This window comes from Rufibacter roseus, assembly GCF_001647285.1.
Classification (GTDB): domain Bacteria; phylum Bacteroidota; class Bacteroidia; order Cytophagales; family Hymenobacteraceae; genus Nibribacter; species Nibribacter roseus.
Map to the genome: position 1 here is coordinate 67,105 of NZ_LRML01000016.1, position 22,547 is coordinate 89,651.

Sequence of the window (22,547 nt, forward strand, 5' to 3'; positions counted from 1 at the left end):
ATGTGATTTTATTATTAAAAATTTAACCATAGATTTTATAATTTTTCTACACTTCCAATTATACTTTATCATTCATCGACTTTTTCGCCCAGTTCATCGAAAAGTATGTATAACAGTTCATCTATATAGTTTTTAGTACATAACTTACATTTTTATAGGAAGGGATTAAGAGAACATCCTATTTATAGAAGCAGAAAAATAATTTAAGTCCTACTTTTAGTTTTTATCTTTTATAAATCAAGGAAAAACTTTTCTTATTCTTTTTTTATAGCATACATGATGCTGCTGAACCTCCCCCATGTAAAAGCAGAGTTTTAAAAGATAAAGTAACAAGCCTATCTCTCAGGCCGATTTCAGAGAGTTTTTACATTTTTTCTGCGTGAGCATGGACAAACGAATCACACAACTTACAATCCTGTCCCCCAAGAAGACATTTCTATTACTGTCAATTTTATACTTGCTCATTTCAAAAGAAGGTTTTGCGCAAACACCCGGGATGATCATTGAAAAAGCAACAGGTCCGGGGGCTGCTATTTTAGATAAAGACAACAACGGATATGTTTCTAAGACAAGAGCAGGATTTGCCCCAGGGTTAGATGTTGGACCTGCCTATAGTGAGATACCATACAAAGTGCTTCCCCAATACGCTTCACAAGAACCTTTAGTAGACTTAGGCACCGGATCTGGAGGTGGACAGACAGACCTGGCAAGTAACCCACTCTCTATGTGGTTTGATGGTATTTATGTGTATTTTAGAGTTAGGGTAGGCGGATATTCTTCTGCTTCCAAAGGATATAGTTTTGTGCTAGATACAGACGGAATATTTAACGCCCGTAAAGATGCAAACGGAAATGTTATCACCTATACCACTCCTTCTAAAGTTAAGAACCTTGGGTTTGAATATGAAGTAGTATTCGCATCCAACTTTGATGTACTTGTCTATAAACATACTGGAAGTGGTGATGACAACGATCCAGCACTTTACTCTAATTCGGTTATTTGGAAAAGCTCAAACAACGGCGGTATTTCTCAGTATTCACAAAAGTCTATGGCTGGCTCAATGGATGGGGGAAATGCTGATTATTTCTATGACTTTTATGTTCCCCTGTCAGCGTTTGGTGGCGGTATAACAGCAGATACAAATCTGCGGGTAAGTGGTTCATCTGTCACTAGTGCTCAAACTGGCCTAGAAGGCACTATCTCTGATATAGGTGGCCTCAATGACAAGAACTATGGTAATGATAAGATGCTGATTTGGAAAGATGTTGTTCCGGCATTTCCTCCTACGTCACTTAATGATATAATGAACGGTGGTTTCAATTGTGCTATTCCCCCTAGCCCCACCATTACAAATACCTTAAAAGCCTTAAGTACTACCATATCAGGATACTCAAATCAACCAAATGGCACCATCATCAACCTATATAAAGGAGGGACTATAGCGGCTGACGGTTCACTTACAAATGGTACAGCTATTGGTACCACAGGAACGGTAACCGTAGTTAACAATACTTGGACCGCCACCTTAATAACCCCTCTTGCAGTTGATGAAGTTATCAGAGCTACCGCTACATCAGCTACCGGATCTTGTGTTTCAAAATATTCTTCACCAGTTAAAGTAATTTCAGGAATATGTTCAACGCCAATTCCTGCTCAACCCGCTTCTAGCAATGGAAACAAAGGCATTACAGGGAGTTATACTGTACCCGCAGGCTATACAGGGCCGGTAACAATCCAGGCATATAAAATATTATCGACAACGCCATATTATAGTTCAGATGTGAATGTAATATTTGATAAAGCTGGTACTGCCAATTCTTTTGTGACATATGAGGTTACATCAACAAGCTCCACCTTTACCTATACTATTGTTGCTGGAACAGGACAGGCTATAAGCCCAGGTTCTTTTGTGGTTACGGCAAGATTAGGCACTGGGTGCGAATCTCCTTATTCATTACCAGTTTGTATTGGCAATCAATTAACTTCTACTCCAATTCCAAGTATTACCTCTGCCCCGAGCAACCTTAGCACAACAGCAAACAGCGCCAGTATTTCCGTTTCAGTAGCTAATAACACTAATCCAACCTTTTCTAGCATGACATTAACATTAGAGAAAAGATTTGGCGTAGCTGGTGCGTATGGTTATGTGAGAATAAAGGAAGTAGTTCTAAACCCTACACCAACACCAACTTCATACACTCATACATTTACTTTAACTGCTACAGAAATATCTACTTTAGCCCCTGGTGATGTACTGTTGGTGCGTGCATTAGGTTCAGGCACAAATGTGTGTATTTCTGAATCTGCTGCTAATACTAATATAAATATTGTTGCACCTCCTTCTACAGCACCATTGATTAGTGGGACATATTGTACCATTACAAATAACTCTATTACTTCTGTAGCTGGTACATCTACTGAAGTGGCGGGCACTACCATTCATGTATACAAGTCTGGAACAACTGCAGCTATTGCTACTACAACCGTAGCGACTGGAGGTGCATGGACGGCAACTGTTGCCAGCGGCGTACTCACACCTAGCTCAAGTTTTTTCGCAACAGCTACTGCCCCTAACAAATCTGTAAGTCCCAACTCTACACTGGTTACTGTTACAACTAAAACCACCGCTGCCGGTACCACTGTGAATTCAATAATGGAGGGAGCGAACTCGATAAGCGGCACAAAATCAAGTGGATCAACTTTAATTTTGTATGCCGATGGTTCACCGGTGATAGACCCTGTTACTAACCTACCCATTGCCTTCAACTATCCTACTGCAACAACATGGTCAATATCAAGTACAGTGCTACCAACTGTCTTAGCGGCTGGTTCTGTGGTAACGGTAAGAGTAAGCGGAGGCAATGAGTGTAGTGGAGAAAGTGCTCCAGTAACTGTTCAATGCTCGCCTCCTTCTGGTGCATTTTCTTTTCCAAATACTCCAACTCATACAGTTTGTTCAGGCACCGCCATCACTTTGTCTTTAGATGGTTCACAAGCAGGAGTTATATACCAAATATATAATAACAATGTGGCTAGTGGATATTCCGTATTAGGTACGGGCTCACCTATATCATTAACTAGCTTTGGCTTAACTGCCGCTGCTACTCTAACTGTTAGAGCTACTAAACCCAGCGGTGTTTCATGCGGAATTGTGACTATGGGAGGGTCCGCGAGCTATAATGTAAATACAGCCTGCTCTGACCAGCCTGCCGTGTATTCCGCACCTAGTGTAAGAATTAATAACACAAGTGAAAGTGGAAATATTATTAACCCAGCGGTTGATCCAAATGGAGCCATAAGTTATTCTAGTATTACAGGCTCTCCTTTACCCTCATTTATTGCATTAGACCAAACTAGTTTAGTTAAAAGAGCAGGACAACCTTTGCAGGTAGGCACTTACACTACTTTGGTTACTACCGTAGATGCTTTAGGTGGCACCACAATGGATTTGCCACTGGTAATAGAAGTCTTTCAGGATACGCCAAGAGAAAATGGGGTTATATCCTACCCTTCAGGCTATCAACTAAAACTAAATGAAAACTTAGCTGAGCCTACAGATGCAGATTTGGGAATATTTTCTGCCCAAATTTCTAACTGGGATTCGCCATCTGGTTTATCTTATAACACTTCTACTGGCCGAATCTTTGTTTCTGACCCAGATGCTATTACCACAAGAAACTATACATATAACATGCGCACTGTAGATAATACTGGTGGTATAACTGAAAAAGAAATATCTTTCAGCACAACAGCCCCCACACCTTTACCAGTTGAATTAACCTACTTCAGTGCCAATTACCAAAAGGGCATTGTGCAGATGCAATGGATCACCTCCTCTGAAAAAGACAATGACTACTTCTTGGTGCAGCGCAGCACCAACGGAAAGAGTTTTGAAACTATTGGCCAGGTAAAAGGTAACGGCTTTAGCACGGTTATCTTAAACTACTCGTTTTTAGACATGAATGCGCCAATAGGGCAGCTCTACTACCGCCTAAAGCAAGTTGATTTTGACGGAAACTCAGAATTCTCCAAAGTGGTCACTACTAGAGCTTTTGAAGCTAATGCACCAAAACCAACAGTTACAGTGGCTCCGAATCCGTTTAATCAAGACATCACTGTAAAAATAAATTGTGCATCACAGGTTGCCGCAACCTTGGAACTGGTATCCCTGCAACATAAAAAAGTATACTCTGAACAAATAAATCTTTCTCCAGGAACAAACCATTATACAAGGTCGTGGAATGATATTCCTGCCGGGTTATACCTTCTGCAAATTAATGGAGCTGATCTTCACTTAGTTGTAAAGATTATAAAAACAGACTGATACTGTCTCTGAACTAAATTAAACAAAGTCTTGTCTTACAGCCCGGGGAAGCTATTTATCATAGCTTCCCCGGGCTTTTTTCATTTTTCTACTGCGACAAATACTTAGTCTGTTTGTGAAAAAATACTTACTTAAATGCATAACAAATTTTATTATTCTTTGTTATTAAATATAATGTTACCAACACGTAACAATACAACAAAAAAGAATAGCAAACTAAAAGTCTGCCATAACAGACAAAATTTCAACTCTTATCACTTTATCAATATTTCACCCTTCAGGTAGTTATAGAATTATTTCTATATACCACTTACAAGATATGAGAAAAGATTTTTACCTTCCAGAGACCCACTTTTTCAGAACTTTTTATTTAGTAACGTTTCTTTTACTGTTTGTTTCAGTAACATCCCCTTTGTATGGTCAAACTCCAGGTCTGATTATACAGAGAGCTCAGAGTCCGGGTACAGCTATTTTAGACCCTAATGGAGACGGCTATACTTCCAGAACTTCATCAGGGTTTGTGAATGGCCAGGACATGGGTACGGCTAGCGAATTACCGTTTCGTTTCTTACCACAAATGCCAAACCCTTCTGGTCCTGAGCCTACCGGTGATTTAGTTACAGGGGCTAGTGGTGGGCATACTGATTTGGTTAATGCCCCTTTAGCAATGGGTTTTACCGGCACCCATGTTTTATTTCGAGTTAGAGTTGGGGGGAATTCTACTGCCTCTAAAGGTTATAGTTTTTTAATAGACTCTGACGGTGTATTTAATAAACAGAAACTAGCAAACGGAACCCTTGTAGACTACGCTACTCCCTCTAAGGTTAAAAACCTGGGTTTTGAATATGAGGTTGTTCTGGCGTTGAATTTTGATGTGGTGGTGTACAGGCACTCTGGGAGTGGAGATCAAAATGACCCGGTTTCCAGCAATGTTATATGGCGAGGCTCAGCCAATGGTGGGTATAACAGATACTTTCAAAAATCAGTGGCAGCCTCTACAGCTAGCGGTAACCCAGATTTCTTTTTTGACTTTTACATTCCGCTTACTGCCTTTGCTGGAGACGGAGGCTCAGGCATTAGCCCTGACTCCCCTCTAAGAATTTCAGGTTCCACGGTAACGAGTGCTCAAACAGGGTTAGAAGGCACTATTTCAGACATTGGTGGGGTAAACGATAAATTATACAACAATGATAAAATCAGAATCTGGAAAGAACTGATTCCTATCTTCCCGCCTACTTCTTTAAATCAACTGATGAATGGGGAATTTTGCTCTGCGGCACCAGTTGCCCCAGGGGTGAATTCTCCCATCACAACCGCCAGTACTTCTATTGCCGGTACGTCTACAGAAATTGGTTCTACAGTTAAAGTATACCGCAACGGTATAGAGCTAATACCGGTTACCCCTGTTACAGTTGGCAGTAACGGCACCTGGTCTTTTAATCTTTTATCAGGTATATCCCTCAATTTAGGAGATGTCATTACAGCCAGAATTTACCGGCCTGGCAGCGGATCATGCCCAGAGGTTACGTCTGTTTCTTCTAATTCCGTTACTGTTACCAATGTCATCAAAGGGCAATGTGATGCTACTCCCCCAACTTCCATGACTCTAAACAATGGGTCAAAATCAATAAATATAGTAACAGCATACAGCGGCTTAACTAGCCAAACGCTTAAAGTTTATTTAGATGGCAATCTTTTAACCGGTACGGTAGTGGCTACCTCCACGAGCACTACCTACACCTTTACGCCTAGTACCTCTAGTAATCAATTTGCCTTTGCCTATGATAACTCTAATGCCACCAGCTACGGAACTCTTACTGCAACAGTTGTAGTAGGTAGCTGCGAATCTAGACGCTCGCCAAGCTATTATCTTAGTGGGAACAGTTTCAGCACATCTCCTACGGCAAAAACAACCGCTCAACCAGCTATTTCAACCACTACTCTTTGCTCTGCCACTACAACCTTAACAGGTACATCAGCAGCAAATTCCTATATTTATTTATATGTAGATGGGGAGCCTGTTCTGCAAAGTTCGAATGGCAGTATCGTATCTTCTGCGCAGGCAAATGCCAGTGGAATGTGGTCTATTGATCTAAGGCATTTTAGCATCATGAACGGAGACGTGTTGTCTGTTAGAGCAAAAGAACCTGATGCTTCTGCCTCTACCAGTAATCCTTTTAAGGGGCTCTCCGCTCTTTCTGCAGGAGTTACTATGGGTACCTGCGCAACTGCTACACCTGTCATTACGGGTACTTATTGTCCAAGTGCAACGGTAATTAACGGTACATCTACAGAGGCTAATGGAACCTTGGTGTCCGTTTACCGGAGAGAAGGCTCAACTCCAAATCCAGCTACTGATACAAGAATCATTGAAGCAGCAACCGTTTCGGGTAATGCCTGGTCAGCTCCAGTGGCTGGCTTTGCTAATTTGCAAGGTGGGCAAGTTCTATATGCCATTGCCACGGCACCCGGTAAAACAGAGAGTGGTGCTTCTACCGCCATCACTGTTCAGTCACCTGCCACAGCTGCTTCTTATGGCCTCTCCATCAATGCACCTATAAGACAGGGGGCAACTACTATCTCAGGTACCAGCACCACAAATGGCACCATCTTCCTCTATATAGATGGAGAAAAAATTGCCAGTACGGCAACTGTCACCGGTGCCAGCGGTACTACCCCTGTGACCTGGACCATTAACCTGTCAGCTGCGAACCAGCAAAACTTATCTACGGGCGTACCAGTCTCTGCTTCCATTGCTCCTTCTGGAGGTGGGTGTGAAAGCCAGCAAACGGCGGCGACTTTCGTTAGCTGCAATACCCCGTCGACCAATCCTACTATTTCTCCTCTGAGTCAGACAATATGTAGCGGAAACCCCGCCATTATAACCGTAAACAACTCTCAAGACGGCGTCATTTATCAGATATTTAACAATAATGAAGCTAGCGGAGCTGCTACTCTAGGCAACGGGGGCACCATTACGTTACGCTCTGCCCCGCTTGTTGGCGTTGGAAGTACAGTGTCGTTAACGGTAAGAGCATACAGAGTGGAATCGAGTAGCTGTAGCGTTACCTTAAATGGGTCATCAACAGTAACCATCAGAGAAGGACTAACTGTGTACACCGCCTCTCCGGCAACTCAGGCTTTATGTAATGGCTCTACAGCCACCATATCCTTGTCGGGTTCGCAGACTGGAGTAAATTACCAATTACAGGTTTACAATACGTCTACCTCACCCTACAGCTTCACAAATGTAGGTTCAGCCGTGGCAGGTACTGGCAGTGCCCTTACCTTTACTACTCCTTCAGTTACCGCAAACACCAGATTCAAAGTAGTGGCCACAAACGGCACCTGTACAACGGATATGGGTGACCCTGTGGATGTAAATGTGACCACCATCAACCAAGGGTTAACTATCACCCCTACTAGCCAGGCGGTTTGTAGCGGTTCTGGTACTACCACCGCCTCTGTTACTATTCAAAGCTCTCAGAGCGGAATTAATTACCGTTTGTTTAATATTACAGACAATACCTTCACCGGAAATTCTGTAGCAGGTACCGGTGGAAGTATATCCCTAACATCTGGCGCCATTTCTGGTACGGTGGGCTCAACAAAGCAATTTAAAGTTGTAGCCACTCCAGCGAGCCCTACCGGATGTTCCGGCACTGACCTTACCCAGCAGTTCTCGGTAACCATTTCCAATTCAGCTCCTTCGGCCACACCGGCTGTTACAGTAGTAAGTCCTATCTGTAGCGGGAGCCCTGCTGCTGTTACCATTACTAACTCGCAGAACGGAGTTTCTTACCAAGTTCAGTTAATCTCTGGAACAGCAGAGCCTTTTACTTATACTAACTTAGGTTCACCAGTATCAGGTACGGGAGGCACCATTACTTTAAGTACCTCAGTGTTCACCTCAGGCACCTATAATCTAAGAGTGTTGGCAACCAATGGGTGCGGTAGTACTCCTTTAAGTCAAACAGCAACTGTCACCGTAAACCCTAGGCCTACTGCTTTCAACTTAAGCCCAGTAGTACAAACCGTTTGCTCTAACACTGCTGCGTCTTTTGTACTGGCAGGTTCACAAACCGGCGTTAACTACCAGTTGCAGCGATTCAATGGTACTTCCTTTGTGAATGTCGGGACCGCTGTGGCAGGTACAGGTAGTACCCTCAGCTTTACTTCAGAGAACCTTACTGCCAATTCTACTTTTAAGGTGATAGCGTCAAATGGTACTTGTTCAGTTGACATGGGTAGTTCTGTTACTGTGAACGTATTACCTGCTTCCATTACTGTAAACCCCAACAGCCAATTGGTATGTAGCGGAAACAGCACAACCGTAACGTTACTTTCCTCTCAAAATGGGGTAAGCTATCAGATATTCAATGGATCTACTGCTTTTGGCAACACTGTAACCGGAACGGGTGGCGACATTACGTTGACCACTAATAGCTTCCCTTCAGCCGGTACTTATAACCTGAGTGTACGTGCTACTATTTCAGGCTCTACCAATTGCTTTACCACCTACTCAAATGTGTTTAGTGTAACGGTGCCAAACAGTGCTCCCGCTACCTCTTTGTCAGTGACGCCAACCTCTGCTAATATATGCCTTGGGAATACAGCGTCTATCACCATAGGAAGTTCTGAGAATAATGTTTCTTACCAGTTACAGTTAGAATCAGGCACCTCACCAAACTTTACCTACACCAACCATGGTTCACCGGTGGTGGGTACTGGTGGAAACATCACCATACAGACGTTAGCATTATCAGCAGGAACATACACATTTAGAATTTTAGCTTCAAACGGCTGCACTAGCGCTGCCTTGGCTCAGAAGGTGGTGGTAACGGTAAATGCCGCTTTAAATACGGGTCTTAGTATTACGCCAGCATCGCAGACACTTTGCTCCGGCTCTACTGCTTCTGTCACCGTGGCGTCACCGCAGGCTGGAGTTTCTTACCGACTGTACAATGTTACCACTAATGCTTTCAGTGGCAATGTAGTAGTAGCCCCTACAGGTGCCAGCTCCATTACCCTTACTTCAGGTGCATTGACACAGGTTGGAACTAATACCTTCAAAATTATTACCTCTAACAGTTGCAGTACTACTGAACAAACACAAACTGTCTCAGTCAACGTATCACCTGCACCGGTGGCTCCTACCATTTCTGCTTCGGCAACTACGGTGTGCGGCAGCGGCAATGTCACCATTTCGGCTACCGGAAACCTAGTTAGTGGTGTTACTTACCAATTGTACAGAAATGGGGTTGCCGAGGGTAGCACCATCACCTATACAGGAAGTAACACTGTTTCTTTTACAGCGGCTGTCAGCAGTGGCTCCACTAACTTTACTATTGTGGCTTCTAGTACCAACTGCTCTCCTGCCACCTCAAGTGCGGCTACGGTGACAGTTTCTGCCACACCAGCCACACCTCAGATTACGGCCTCTACCTCAACTGTCTGCGAATCTGGCGAGGTAACTATTACAGTAACTGGTGGATTGGTGAGTGGTGTCACATATCAGTTATTGCAGAACAATGTAGCCACTGGCACTCCTATTACCTTTAACGGTAGTAATACCATTGCTTTCACTACCACTATAAACGAATCAACAGAATTCAAAGTGGTGGCAAGCAGCACAGGTTGCCCATCAGCCACATCAGCTGGAAGAACTGTTACTGCCACCAACTTGGCAGCTATCTCCATTTCGCCGGCTACTCAGACTATTTGCTCTGGTGCCGCCGCCGAAATTTATCTGAACGCCACTGAAACCGGAGTAACTTACCAAATACAGAAAAGTGAGAATGGGGCAGCTTATGTAAATACTGGCTCTGCCTTCACTGGAACTGGATCAGCTGCCGAACTGACGACAGGTGCGCTTACAGTTAATAACACAGTTTTGAGGGTAATTGCCACGAGCGGAAATTGTAGCAAAACTATGACAGGAACATCAACTGTCACCATAGCCACTGCCGCTGCCGTTCAAACTGTGGCTTCCTCTACCTTAAACCAAAATGTATGCAGAGGTGAGAGAGCAACCATCACGATTAATAATTCTGTGCCAGGTACTAACTACCAATTACTGATTTCTTCAAACGGAAGCACTTTCTCACCAATTGGAGAGATGATGGAAGGTACCGGCACTATGATTCACTTACAGACAACTGCTCTCAACACCAATGGCTCTTATTCTATCAAAGTTGTTGGTTACTTGTCAGGATGCTCTCAGAATCAGGTAGACATGAGTGGAACTGCCTCCATTTCAGTCATTGACTGTGCCTTCACCTATTCAGTTGAACCGGCTTACATAGTAAGTTCATACATCAAAGACGAAATCATTGCTACTCCAGAAGCCTCAGTCTTTGTGCCTGCTTCTTATGAATTAGTGGGTGGAACGTTAGTATCAGGTACTAATAAAATGATTGGCGGTGGTCTTCTGCCCGGTACAGCTTTCTCAACCAGAACAGGTCAGATTTATGTTGACGACCCAGCACAACTGGTGGCAGGTACTGCCTATATTCAGTCAAGAGGCATCAATGGGTCAGAATCGCATATAGTGCCTATGACCTACAGCATGAACGATGATCAGAATTATCTGGCACCAGCCCGAACAGGCCAACCAGAAGTACTACCCGTCACGCTTATTTCATTTAATGCAAATAAAACCAACAATGGTGTGTTATTAGCATGGGCAACTGCCACCGAAAAAGACAATGACCACTTCCTGGTGCAGCGGAGCCTAGATGCTGTGAACTTCGTAACCGTAGGCCAAGTAGCAGGCAATGGAAATAGCGTAACGGTACAGTACTATAACTTCCTTGACAAAGCAGCTCCGTCAGGTGTACTATACTACCGCCTGAAACAAGTAGATTTTAACGGCAAAGTTGAATATTCAAAAGTAATTTCCACGTTAATGTCTACCGCTGGAATAGAGCAGACCATGCGTGTTGCTCCTAACCCTTTCCAGAATAAGTTGCAGGTCAGCGTGTTCAGCAATGATTCAAGACAAGCGCAACTGGAAGTCAGATCACTGCAAAACAAAGTGGTGTTTTCGAAAATTGTGCAGCTTGCTGCCGGTGAAAACACATTTACGAATGACCTTTCACAATTGCCAAACGGAGCCTATGTAATCTCCGTTTCAGGTGCAGGCATTCATGTTGTTCAAAAAGTAATTAAGGTAGATTAACTTTGTCTTAAATAAGCTCAAAAAGCCTGTCCCAACGTAGGGCAGGCTTTTTTCTTTTCTACCGTATCTGTTTTGGACTTGTTTTTCAAAAAGTAGCCGGAAAACAGACCTCCTTTGCACCCATCTGTAAGCCAGTAATTTTCAAAACCGGTTCCTTTAGCGCCTATTCTGTAAAATTTATTTCGAGTAAGGTAAATTGATTGTGCTCATTTTCATGATTAAACCTGTTCATTTAGTAAATTCGCAGGTTTTATTTGATAAATATGAAAATCATGAAATTTGGAGGCACCTCCGTTGGCTCGGCTGAGCGAATGGGTGCTGTCTCGCAACTACTTCCCACCCAAGAACCAGTGATTGTAGTGCTGTCGGCTATGTCGGGTACTACTAACAGTTTGGTGCAGATTGGGCAGCAGCTGGCGCAAGGCGATGTGGCGCAGGCTGAATCTCTTACCTCTAATTTGGAGCAACATTACCATAAGGTAGTTGCAGAACTATATAAACAGGAAGCTTCCGTTCAAAAAGGGAAGCAGGTGATCGAGACATCTTTCAGTGAGATTAGAGAGCAGTTTGCTTCTTCTTTCACAGCTGTATCTGAAAAAATCATTCTGGCACAGGGTGAGTTGCTGTCTACGCAGTTGTTCCAAATTTTTCAGGAGGAAAAAGGAACACCTTCTGTGTTGCTTCCGGCTTTGGAATTCATGCGCATTACCGAAGACGAGGAGCCAGATCAGGCCTATATCCGGGAGAACATTCAGCAGCAATTGGCTAAATACCCTAATACGCAGCTGTTCATTACCCAAGGCTATATCTGCCGCAATGCCCGCAACCAGGTAGACAACCTGAAACGCGGCGGCAGTGACTATTCGGCCTCTTTGATTGGAGCAGCAGTGAAGGCAAGTGAAATCCAGATCTGGACGGACATTGACGGAATGCACAACAATGATCCGCGCGTAGTCAAAAACACCTACCCTATTGCTGAACTGTCATTTGACGAGGCGGCCGAGCTGGCCTATTTTGGCGCCAAAATACTTCACCCATCCAGCATTCTGCCTGCCCAACAGCATAACATTCCGGTTAGGCTGCTGAACACCATGCAGCCAGAGGCGCAGGGTACTACCATTTCGTCAAAGAAATCAGGTAACCAGATAAAAGCTGTGGCCGCCAAAGACGGCATCATAGCCATTAAAATTAAGTCTAGCCGCATGTTGTTAGCTTATGGTTTCCTGCGCAGTGTTTTTGAAGTGTTTGAACGCTTCCGTACCCCTATTGACATGATCACCACGTCTGAGGTAGCTGTATCTTTGACTATTGATAATGCTACTTATCTTCCTGAAATTACGGAAGCACTTCAACGTTTTGGGCAGGTGGAAATAGATACAGAGTTGACTATTGTATGCGTAGTAGGTGATTTTATGGAGGACAAGCCCAGAGCCGCACTACGTGTGGTACAGTCTCTGCGGGAGATACCGTTGCGCATGATTTCATATGGTGGAAGCAAGAACAACATCAGCTTTTTGGTAAACACTACCCACAAAGAAGCTGCTTTGATCGCCATCAATGAAGGGGTTTTTCTGGAAAGAGAGGGTACCAATGCTTAAGCAAAAGTTAGATCAGTTTGCGCAGCACCCTACACCTTTTTATTTGTATGACCTGGGTTTGCTCAGAACCACGCTTGATACAGCCAAAGCCGAGGCAACTAAATATGGCTACCAGGTACATTATGCCCTAAAAGCCAATGCCAACGCTCCTATTTTACAAGAGATGCTGGCTCGTGGGTTTGGAGCAGACTGCGTGAGCGGTAACGAAGTAAAGAGAGCTTTGGAGGCCGGTTTCCCGGCTGATCATATTGTATTTGCCGGAGTAGGAAAGTCAGACCTGGAAATAAACTTGGCGCTTGATGCAGATATCTTCTGTTTTAATTGTGAATCAGTGCAGGAGATTGAGGTAATTCAAGAACTGGCAGCGGCCAAAGGTAAAACCGCGCAGGTAGCACTGCGCATTAACCCTAATGTTGATGCCTATACCCATAAATACATTACCACTGGGCTAGAGGAAAATAAATTCGGCATTAATACCTGGGAGCTGGAGTCACTGCTGCCACAGTTTAGCCAATGGCCTAATGTAAAACTAATTGGGCTGCATTTCCATATTGGCTCCCAGATTACTGATTTGCGTGCTTTTGAAAATCTTTGTGGCCGTGTAAACGAAATACAGAATTGGTTTGAAGCACAGGGGCTCTCGTTTCCTCACCTGAATGTGGGTGGAGGCTTGGGGGTAGACTATCATCATCCGGAGGAAAAACCTATTGCTGATTTTGCCGCCTATTTTGCCATTTTCAATAATCTACTTGATAAACGGGAAGGACAGCAGGTACACTTTGAGTTAGGCAGAGCCTTGGTAGCTCCAAGCGGTAACCTTATCTCAAAAGTTCTTTATCTGAAGCACGGACAAAAAACAAATTTTGTCATTCTAGACGCCGGCATGACGGAGCTCATGCGTCCTGCTTTATACCAGGCATACCATAAGGTTGAGAACCTGACCAGCGAGTTACCTGCCATGCATTATGATGTGGTGGGCCCCATTTGTGAATCGTCTGACTGTTTCTCTAAAGGAATTGAGTTACCGGAAACGAAGCGCGGCGATTTAGTAGCCATCCGGACCGCTGGTGCTTACGGCGAAGTCATGGCTTCTGGATATAACCTACGTGATAGAGTGCAAGCTTTCTATTTAAATTAACTTCTGCTTTAGGGCTGTATTTCAAAAAAACAGCGCTAAATGAAGATCAGGCCACGTCTCCACTTTTTTATAAATGGTGGTGATGTGGCCTGTTACCTTCGATAAGGTTTAGAGGGTTTATTAAATAAACCCATCCTTACCCATCCGAGGAAAGGAATTTTACTTAGTAGCCGGCTAATAGGAGTTAGTAAGTGGCGACAAGATTGTCTTATGAATATGCCCTCAATTCTACTCACTCACCCTTGAAGATTCTTTTCTTTCTTTAATTAAAAGATATGGACTGTAGCATGCAATAAAATGAAGTCATGTTTTAGCTCAATTTTTTAAAAAACAGCCCGAAAACGAAAACGCCCAACTTGCATGTTGGGCGCCTTGCGAACTAAACAAACTATTAAAACAAGCTATTTTAAAAGGCTTTTCAACCTTATTTATACTAAGTCAACGCTACTGCTTCTTGTTGTTTAACGGCTTTTTTTTTAACAAAATCAGAAGACAGAGCCATAATGAAGGCGCCGGCTTCACGAATTTTATCTTGGTGCTTTATCAGACTCTCTAATGTAAGAACACCAACAACAGAATCAGAGTCGGCGGCGGCCTCAATGTTGCGCTGGTTAGAGAACTCCAACACGTCAATCAGCTTTGGATCTGCCGTTCTCAAGTATACTTCAATTTTATAATCAAGGGCTAAGGCTGGCTGAGTTTGGCTTCTCTTCAGTTTCTTGTAGCCATACTGGTACCCCTGACCTATAGAGATTACATCAGACAATACTGCCGCTCCGGTTGGGTGCCCTCCGGCTCCTTTTCCCTTGAACAACTGCGGGCCAGAATAAGTACCCTCCGCAATCACTCCGTTAAATTCCTGCTCTACTACTTTCAGGTCATCGGTTTCATTTACCAAAGCAGGAATCACTAGTGGTACTATCTGACCACTTTCGTTTAAATGAACAGAAGCAATCAGTTTAATTCCACAGCCGTTTAGCCTGGCGAACTCCAGGTCACGTGCGCCCAGGTAATCAATACCAAAGAAAGCTACTTCCTGCGGCGCTAGCGGACGACCAAAGGCATGTGCCGCTAAAATGCAGAGTTTGTGTCTTGAATCGGCACCGGCAACGTCTAACCATGGGTCGAGTTCGGCAAAGCCTTTGTCCTGAGCCTCTTTTAGAGCCTCGGCATAGGGCTTTTTCTGCAGAAATATTTGGCTCAGGATATAATTTGAAGAACCGTTCAAGATACCATGCACCCGGACCAATGGCTCGTTAGAGAAAAACTCTTCAACAGCTCTTATTATTGGTATTCCACCAGCTACGGCAGCTTCATATAGTAAAACACCGCCAAACTCTTGCTGTAGAGCAATCAACTCCGGCAGGTGATAGGCGACTAGCTTTTTGTTTGCCGTCACCACTCGCTTTCCTTTGCGTAGGGCGGCAGAAACAATATCATACGCTTCGTCAGCATCAGAAATGGCCTCTACAAAGAGGTCAAGTTCGTCGTTATTAATCAACTCCTCAGGGTTAAAGCTGAAATGCTCACTTGAAAGCGGACGCACCTTATTAGGGTCTTTCACGCAAATCTTCTCAATCTGATAAGGTAAGTTTTTCTCACGCGCCAGAATATCGTAAAGCCCCTGCCCCACGCATCCAAACCCAAAAAGGCCTATTTTTAGAAGACGGTTGGAATCCATGTTTTTCTCTGCTGTTTCTTTTGTAAAAAATTGTCAAGTATATCTTTTAACTGGTCAGTTTCCAGTAAAAATCCGTCGTGTCCGAATACTGACCTGATCACCTGAAAATTTGAATCAGGTATGCTCCGCGCCATAAAACGCTGCTCAGTGATTGGGAACAGTATATCAGAATCCACGCCTACCACTAGCGTCTCAGCCTTTAATCTCTGTAAAGCGGCCTCTACACTACCAAAGCCTCTGCCCACGTTGTGCGAGTCCATCATTTTGGTCAGGTGCCAGTAAGAGAAAGCATTAAAACGCTGCGCCAGTTTTTCACCTTGGTGCTTCTGGTAAGAGGCTGCCCTGAATTGATCTATCCTCTCCAGTGACTTTTCCCTTTGCGAACGGTTATACGCTGAGTAGCTGCGGTAAGACAGCAGCGCAATGGCTCTGGCGGTTTTCATTCCGCTAATACCGGCGGCATCGGTGTTTAATTGCCAGGTTACGTCTTGCTCAATGGCCATTCGCTGGGTTTCATTCAATGCCACTCCCCAAGGTGTTTGTCTGGCGTTTGATGCCACCAACACTAATTGTCTCGTTACTCCCGGATGCTGCACGGCCCACTCCAGCGCCTGCTGCCCGCCTAATGAACCACCAACCAACACTTTGAACTGGTTTATTTCCAGATGCTCACGCAAAAGATCAAAAGCCCGCACCACATCGCGGTTGGTAAGGGTTGGGAAGGCATGGTAATATGGTTTGCCTGAATCTGGGTTAAGCGACAGCGGACCAGTGGAACCGTAGCAGCCACCCAAGGTGTTGGCGCAAACAATAAAATCTTTGCTGGGGTCAAAGGTTTTCCCTTCCCCAAATAGGCCATCCCACCAATCTTTTACAAAGGCATTGCCGGTAAGGGCATGGCATACCCACACCACGTTGCTTTTATCAGCGTTCAGAGTGCCCCAGGTAGTATAAAAAAGCTGGAACCCGGGCAAATATTGCCCGGACTCCAGTTGGAATTCGTTGTAGTGTTCAAAGACTCTTCCCTTCAACATGGCGTGGCTTAGTTTAAAGAAGCCTCTAGCTTAGGCTCACGAACTTTTACTTTGGCAAAAGCCTGCTCAAAATCTGCTTTTATGTCATCCAGGTGCTCAATGCCCAATGACACCCGCAGCAAGGTTGGGTCAACGCCTGCTGAACGCTGCTCTTCTTCGTTCAGCTGCTGGTGGGTGGTGGAGGCCGGATGGATGATCAGCGTTTTGGCATCACCTACGTTGGCAAGGTGGCTTACCAGTTCAAGACTGTTCACAAATACTTCAGCTTCTTCTTTGCCGCCTTTCAGGTTGAAGCTTAATACTCCCCCGAAGCCGCGCTTCAGATACTTTTTGGCTAGTTCATGATACTTGCTGGACTTGAGGCCCGGATAGTTTACGCTATCTACCAACGGGTGCTGCTCCAGCCACTCTGCCAATGCCTGCGCATTTTGCACGGTGCGGTCTACGCGCAGCGAAAGTGTTTCTAAACCTTGAATCAGTTGGAAGGAGTTGAAAGGACTCAGCGCCGGACCGAAATCACGCAGTCCCTCTACCCTGGCTCTAATGGCAAAAGCAATATTTCCGAACGGACCGTCAGCCCCGAACACATCCCAGAAAACCAAGCCATGGTACCCTTCAGAAGGTTGGCTGAACTGCGGAAATTTACCGTTGCCCCAGTTAAAGTTACCGCCGTCTACAATCACGCCGCCCACACTGGTGCCGTGGCCACCAATCCATTTGGTTGCCGAGGCAGTCACCACATTGGCACCGTGCTCCAACGGACGGAACAGATATCCGCCGGCACCAAAGGTATTGTCTACCACCAACGGAATGTCGTTTCTTTTGGCCACTTCGGCAATAGCCTCAAAATCAGGAATGTTAAAACGAGGGTTACCAATGGTTTCTAAATATACTGCCTTGGTGTTCTCATCTATGAGTGCCTCGTAAGTCTCTGGGGCGTCGTCTTTGGCAAAGCGTACTTCAATGCCTAGGCGCTTGAAAGCCACTTTAAATTGGTTGTATGAACCGCCGTACAGGTTGCTGGTGGCAACAAAATTATCGCCGGCCTGCAGGATATTGTTTAGCGCAATAAATTGGGCCGCCTGACCAGAGCCCACCGCCAAAGCGGCTACTCCTCCCTCTAATGCCGCCACGCGTTTCTCAAACACGTCGGTAGTAGGGTTCATGATGCGGGTGTAAATATTCCCGAATTGCTTCAGGGCGAATAGATTAGCACCGTGTTCGGCATTTTCAAACACATAAGATGTAGTTTGGTAAATAGGCACGGCACGTGAACGGGTGGTAGGATCTATTTCTTGGCCAGCGTGTAGCTGAAGAGTTTCAAAACGATATGAATTAGACATGGTAGTAACAGGTTACAATTGATGAAATTGAACAAAAACAAGACCCCAGGAAAATCAAGCATGCGCGTTTACCGTCGCTTTTAGCGCTCTAACCTGGAAAACAAGAAAAAAATGGAGTTTAACTAAAGACAACAGCAACAACAGCCGCACATTCGCATGGAAATGGAATCCATAGCAATAGAGGGTGTTACATAAGTTGCCATACGTTTGTACGGCTTTGAATTGTCAGAAGTGGGTTGGATTTGTTTTTCCATCTTCGTATCAATTTATATTCCCCAGGGCAATATGTCCGCTGGGATCAGGAATTAGCACCTTACCACCTAGTAGGTTGCTAGAGTTTCATTGAGCCTGTCTCTCCACTCTTCTTTATAAATCAACTACCGGAATAATTGACTTGATATTGCAAATGTATAGCCCAGAGCTTAAACTCCAAACTATTTCTAAAATTTTTATCGAATAATTTTTACGAAGACTTTAATAAGTAGTTATGCATTTTAAAAATATTCTAGCAAAAGCTAACAATCATTAGCAAGTTTATAAATAAATTCATAACCAAAGCTACTCCCTCAGATAAAATCCAAAATTTACCCTTAAAATTTTTAGGATTTTAGCAATACACCAACAGAGATCTGTTTCTTGCTTACTTTACCAAAAACAGCCGAAAAACAGCTACCCACTATAGTCCTGTTTATTTTAGAAGAGAGAAAAAAAGTAGCTTAGCCTTTATAAGAGTTACCAACAACAGGCTCTATGGCAGCAGCTATTCCTTTTGTCATGTCATTACAAACAAGGGTAAGGTGCTTTAGCACCGTTTTCTATTAAGGTTCTTACATACATACCTATTCATTAGGAAGTGAATGATTGATGATCGGTTTTCATTTATCTCTCTACTTATAATAGCACTAACAAATGCATTTGACAATAGGGGTTCTTCACAAACTATCATCTGTAGCACTTGCCGCTTGCACAACCTTTTCTAACTTTGCCGCCGTTAGCTATCACTTATGCAAGCCTTAAAAGAAACCAATTTCCAGTTCCCGCAGCAAACCGGCTTTTACCGGGGCAAAGTGCGGGACGTTTATTATTTCAAAGACACATTGGCCATGGTGGCCACTGACCGTATTTCGGCATTTGACGTGGTGCTCCCGCGGGCTATACCATATAAAGGCCAGGTGCTGAACCAAATTGCCGCAAGTTTTCTGGAAGCCACCAAAGACGTGGTGCCTAACTGGGTTATTAGTCAGCCGGCGCCTAATGTGACCATTGGCCGCCAGTGCGAAACATTTAAGGTAGAAATGGTTATCAGAGGTTATTTAGCAGGCCACGCCTGGCGCGAGTACAGCGCTGGCAAGCGTACTCTTTGCGGAGTAACGCTCCCAGAAGGGCTGCGTGAAAACGATCCTTTTCCTGAACCTATCATCACCCCCACTACTAAAGCCTCTGAAGGCCATGATGAAGATATTTCAAGAGAAGAAATATTAAAACAGGGTATTGTTTCAGAAGAAGACTACCTGCAGTTAGAGGCTTACACCAGAGCCTTGTTTAAGCGTGGCAGCGAGTTGGCGGCTGAGCGTGGGCTCATTCTAGTAGACACTAAATATGAATTCGGCAAAGCTGACGGTCAGATTTTAGTGATTGATGAAATACATACACCCGACTCCTCAAGATTCTTTTATTCAGAAGGTTACGAAGACAGGCAACAGAAAGGTGAGCCGCAACGGCAACTTTCTAAGGAGTTTGTACGTCAATGGTTGATTGAGAATGGATTTCAGGGAAAAGACGGGCAGCAGGTACCAGAAATGACCGACGCTAAAATATCTGAAATTTCTCAGCGTTACATAGAATTGTATGAGCAACTGTTAGGCAAGAAGTTCTCCCCCCAAGACTACGCCAGCCAACCAGCAATGCTAGAGAAGAGTATTGCCTCAAACATTTTTTAAGTGACTTTGTTACTGTTATTCAACCAATTTTTGGTAAATTCGCATTCTAACCCTTTTTGCTGTTACTTATGAAGTACACAATTGATAAAAAAGAGAATTACACTATCATCACCATAGATGAGAAGAAACTGGACACCACGATCGCACCAGATCTGAAGTCTGAGTTTGTGAAGTTGAATGCAGAAGGAATCACCAACTTGATCTTAGACCTTACCAACGTTAAATATACTGATTCTTCTGGGCTTAGCTCCATTTTGATTGCCAACCGCTTGTGCAACTCTTCCGGAGGAGTTCTTATTTTAACTGGTCTGCAAGAGCACGTTACCAAGTTGATCACTATCTCTAAGCTTGAGTCTGTGTTGAACATTCTGCCAACCGTTGAGGAAGGCATAGACAGAGTGTTCCTGCACGAGATTGAGAGTGACCTTACAAACAAAGAGGAATAGTCTGAAGGGGGCCGCAGTTTGGACTTTGAGCTGAAAATTCTTGGTAGCTCCTCTGCCACACCCTCTTTTGACCGTCACCATACCGCCCAGGTTCTCACCATAGGCAACCAAATCAATCTGCTTGATTGCGGAGAAGGTACACAAATGCAGCTGATGCGTTACAAAGTAAAGCATCAGCGCATTTGTAACATCTTCATAAGTCACCTCCACGGTGACCATTACTTTGGCTTAGCAGGCTTGCTTTCTACCATGCACCTGCAGCAGCGGACCACTCCTATCAATCTTTTTGGACCAAAGGGACTCGCTGAGATTCTCACGCTCCAGTTCAAGTACGGGGGTACACAGTTACCTTATAAAGTAAATTTCTTTGAAGTAGATACTACTGTTTCTCGCAAGATCTACGAAGACAAAACCATGACAGTACACACGCTGCCCATGCTGCACCGTGTTCCCTGCTGTGGCTACCTGTTTCGGGAAAAAGAAAAGCCCCGCCATCTGCTTAAAAACAAGCTCCCCTCTTTCTTAACTCCTGCCCAACTGGTAAGGCTTAAGTGGGGAGAAGACATATATAATGAAGCCGGTGAGGTAGTGGTACAGAACGCTGACGTGACTACTGACCCCAAGCGCAGCCGAAGCTACGCCTATTGCGCCGACACCCGCTACAAAGAAGATATTTTACCGCTGGTACAAGGTGTTGACCTGCTGTACCACGAGGCTACTTTTGACAATAGTCTGCTACACCGCGCCGACTTCACCTTTCATAGCACAGCTGAACAGGCCGCTACTTTAGCTCATAAAGCGCAGGTTAAACGCCTGTTAATTGGCCATTTTTCCGCCAGATACAAAGAGTTGAACCTTCTGCTAGAAGAAGCTCAGGCTGTTTTCCCCAATACCATGTTGGCCACTGAAGGTAAAACCATTAGTGTGTTAGAATAAACGTTGCTGTTTTTGCCCTGTTTTTAAAAAAAAGCTCCTAAAACAGAAGAGTGGTTTCCTGAGCCACACTACTACATGTTTATTTCCAAGGTTTCCTCATCTTTGTAGGGTATAAATCTTTTCATTGATGACTGTTCCAGCTTCTTCGCTGCACCACATGGGATCTAAAAAACGGCAGCTGTTCATGGTGCTTTGTGGTATAGTAGTGACCAATGCCCTTCTGGCCGAAATGATTGGTGTGAAAATTTTCTCTGGCGAAGGAATCTTTGGCCTGCCCGGTGCCCAGGTTCCGGTGCTGGGGGCAAAACTAGACTTCAACCTTACCGCCGGGGTGATCATTTGGCCGGTAGTATTCATTGCCACCGACATTATAAATGAATATTTTGGGAAAGAGGGGGTGAAGAAAATAAGTTACCTCACGGCTGCGCTCATTGCCTATGCTTTTTTAGTGATAACGATAGCTACGGCCTTACCACCAGCTCAGTTTTGGTTAGATGTAAATGCTGAAGGGTTCAATGGCTCCAGCTTTGACATAAACTTTGCCTTTAACAAAGTCTTCAGGCAGGGGCTGGGTATCATTGTGGGTTCGCTAGTGGCGTTTCTGGTAGGGCAATTATTGGATGCGTATGTTTTCCACTGGCTCAAGAGCGTGACCGGCAGTAAAATGATCTGGCTCAGGGCTACCGGCTCAACTTTGGTCTCCCAGTTAGTGGACACGGTGGTAGTGCTTTTCATTGCCTTTTACCTATTTGATAACTGGACCCTGAAAGATGTGCTTTCTGTTTCAGTGATCAACTACCTCTATAAATTTACCATTGCTGTGCTGCTTACCCCTTTGCTGTATTTGGCTCATGCCCTTATAGATCGTTATTTAGCCGGAGACACAGAACTAAAACATGAAGCCTTACTCTCTGAGGATTAATTTTC

Annotated in this window: 11 protein-coding genes and 1 riboswitch; of the genes, 8 read left to right on the forward strand and 3 right to left on the reverse strand. The window is 44.4% G+C overall.

Going from position 1 to position 22,547, the window contains the following annotated elements; all coding sequences use genetic code 11:
- Positions 1 to 385: 385 nt before the first annotated feature.
- From A8O23_RS18400 to lysA, 4 genes are all read left to right on the forward strand, one after another.
- Positions 386 to 4,324 carry a T9SS type A sorting domain-containing protein gene (locus tag A8O23_RS18400; RefSeq protein ID WP_153042275.1) on the forward strand — a complete coding sequence of 1,313 codons (3,939 nt, stop codon included), beginning with the start codon at positions 386 to 388 and terminating at the stop codon, positions 4,322 to 4,324.
- A gap of 319 nt (positions 4,325 to 4,643) precedes the next feature.
- A complete protein-coding gene (locus A8O23_RS18405) occupies positions 4,644 to 11,504 on the forward strand; it encodes a T9SS type A sorting domain-containing protein (RefSeq protein WP_066624622.1) in 6,861 nt (2,286 codons plus the stop codon).
- 263 nt (positions 11,505 to 11,767) lie between these two features.
- Positions 11,768 to 13,102 (forward strand): aspartate kinase, encoded by a 1,335-nt coding sequence (locus tag A8O23_RS18410; protein WP_066624624.1) that lies wholly within the window; start codon positions 11,768 to 11,770, stop codon positions 13,100 to 13,102.
- The gene (lysA, locus tag A8O23_RS18415) at positions 13,095 to 14,240 is read left to right on the forward strand and encodes a diaminopimelate decarboxylase (protein WP_066624628.1); all 1,146 of its coding nucleotides are present in this window, start codon (positions 13,095 to 13,097) and stop codon (positions 14,238 to 14,240) included. Before A8O23_RS18410 ends, lysA begins: the two co-directional genes overlap by 8 nt.
- Positions 14,241 to 14,673: 433 nt before the next feature.
- Here lysA and A8O23_RS18420 read toward each other — a convergent pair whose 3' ends face one another.
- From A8O23_RS18420 to A8O23_RS18430, 3 genes are read right to left on the reverse strand one after another with little or no spacing between them, the layout of a single operon-like run.
- On the reverse strand, positions 14,674 to 15,921 hold the full coding sequence (locus A8O23_RS18420; RefSeq protein WP_066624630.1) for a homoserine dehydrogenase: 1,248 nt from the start codon (positions 15,919 to 15,921) through the stop codon (positions 14,674 to 14,676).
- Positions 15,900 to 16,955 (reverse strand): homoserine O-acetyltransferase MetX, encoded by a 1,056-nt coding sequence (metX, locus tag A8O23_RS18425; RefSeq protein WP_066624633.1) that lies wholly within the window; start codon positions 16,953 to 16,955, stop codon positions 15,900 to 15,902. The genes A8O23_RS18420 and metX overlap by 22 nt, the downstream gene beginning before the upstream one ends.
- Before the next feature lie 8 nt (positions 16,956 to 16,963).
- Positions 16,964 to 18,298 (reverse strand): O-acetylhomoserine aminocarboxypropyltransferase/cysteine synthase family protein, encoded by a 1,335-nt coding sequence (locus A8O23_RS18430; RefSeq protein WP_066624634.1) that lies wholly within the window; start codon positions 18,296 to 18,298, stop codon positions 16,964 to 16,966.
- Positions 18,299 to 18,561: 263 nt separating this feature from the next.
- Positions 18,562 to 18,673, reverse strand: a riboswitch (SAM riboswitch).
- 629 nt (positions 18,674 to 19,302) lie between these two features.
- Between A8O23_RS18430 and A8O23_RS18435 the strand changes: the two genes are divergently transcribed.
- The 4 genes from A8O23_RS18435 to A8O23_RS18450 all read left to right on the forward strand — a co-directional run bounded on the left by A8O23_RS18435 (position 19,303) and on the right by A8O23_RS18450 (position 22,542).
- Positions 19,303 to 20,238: a phosphoribosylaminoimidazolesuccinocarboxamide synthase gene (locus A8O23_RS18435; RefSeq protein WP_066624635.1), complete on the forward strand. Its 936-nt coding sequence runs from the start codon at positions 19,303 to 19,305 to the stop codon at positions 20,236 to 20,238.
- Between the two features lie 68 nt (positions 20,239 to 20,306).
- On the forward strand, positions 20,307 to 20,684 hold the full coding sequence (locus tag A8O23_RS18440) for an STAS domain-containing protein (RefSeq protein ID WP_066624636.1): 378 nt from the start codon (positions 20,307 to 20,309) through the stop codon (positions 20,682 to 20,684).
- Between the two features lie 18 nt (positions 20,685 to 20,702).
- Positions 20,703 to 21,620: a ribonuclease Z gene (locus A8O23_RS18445; RefSeq protein WP_066624638.1), complete on the forward strand. Its 918-nt coding sequence runs from the start codon at positions 20,703 to 20,705 to the stop codon at positions 21,618 to 21,620.
- Between the two features lie 157 nt (positions 21,621 to 21,777).
- Positions 21,778 to 22,542: a queuosine precursor transporter gene (locus A8O23_RS18450; RefSeq protein WP_239693446.1), complete on the forward strand. Its 765-nt coding sequence runs from the start codon at positions 21,778 to 21,780 to the stop codon at positions 22,540 to 22,542.
- Positions 22,543 to 22,547 lie beyond the last annotated feature (5 nt).

Coding starts and splice junctions, on each gene's coding strand:
- A8O23_RS18400 (WP_153042275.1), top strand. CDS start 386: ATGGACAAACGAATCACACAACTTACAATCCTGTCCCCCAAGAAGACA.
- A8O23_RS18405 (WP_066624622.1), top strand. CDS start 4,644: ATGAGAAAAGATTTTTACCTTCCAGAGACCCACTTTTTCAGAACTTTT.
- A8O23_RS18410 (WP_066624624.1), top strand. CDS start 11,768: ATGAAAATCATGAAATTTGGAGGCACCTCCGTTGGCTCGGCTGAGCGA.
- lysA (WP_066624628.1), top strand. CDS start 13,095: ATGCTTAAGCAAAAGTTAGATCAGTTTGCGCAGCACCCTACACCTTTT.
- A8O23_RS18420 (WP_066624630.1), bottom strand. CDS start 15,921: ATGGATTCCAACCGTCTTCTAAAAATAGGCCTTTTTGGGTTTGGATGC.
- metX (WP_066624633.1), bottom strand. CDS start 16,955: ATGTTGAAGGGAAGAGTCTTTGAACACTACAACGAATTCCAACTGGAG.
- A8O23_RS18430 (WP_066624634.1), bottom strand. CDS start 18,298: ATGTCTAATTCATATCGTTTTGAAACTCTTCAGCTACACGCTGGCCAA.
- A8O23_RS18435 (WP_066624635.1), top strand. CDS start 19,303: ATGCAAGCCTTAAAAGAAACCAATTTCCAGTTCCCGCAGCAAACCGGC.
- A8O23_RS18440 (WP_066624636.1), top strand. CDS start 20,307: ATGAAGTACACAATTGATAAAAAAGAGAATTACACTATCATCACCATA.
- A8O23_RS18450 (WP_239693446.1), top strand. CDS start 21,778: ATGGGATCTAAAAAACGGCAGCTGTTCATGGTGCTTTGTGGTATAGTA.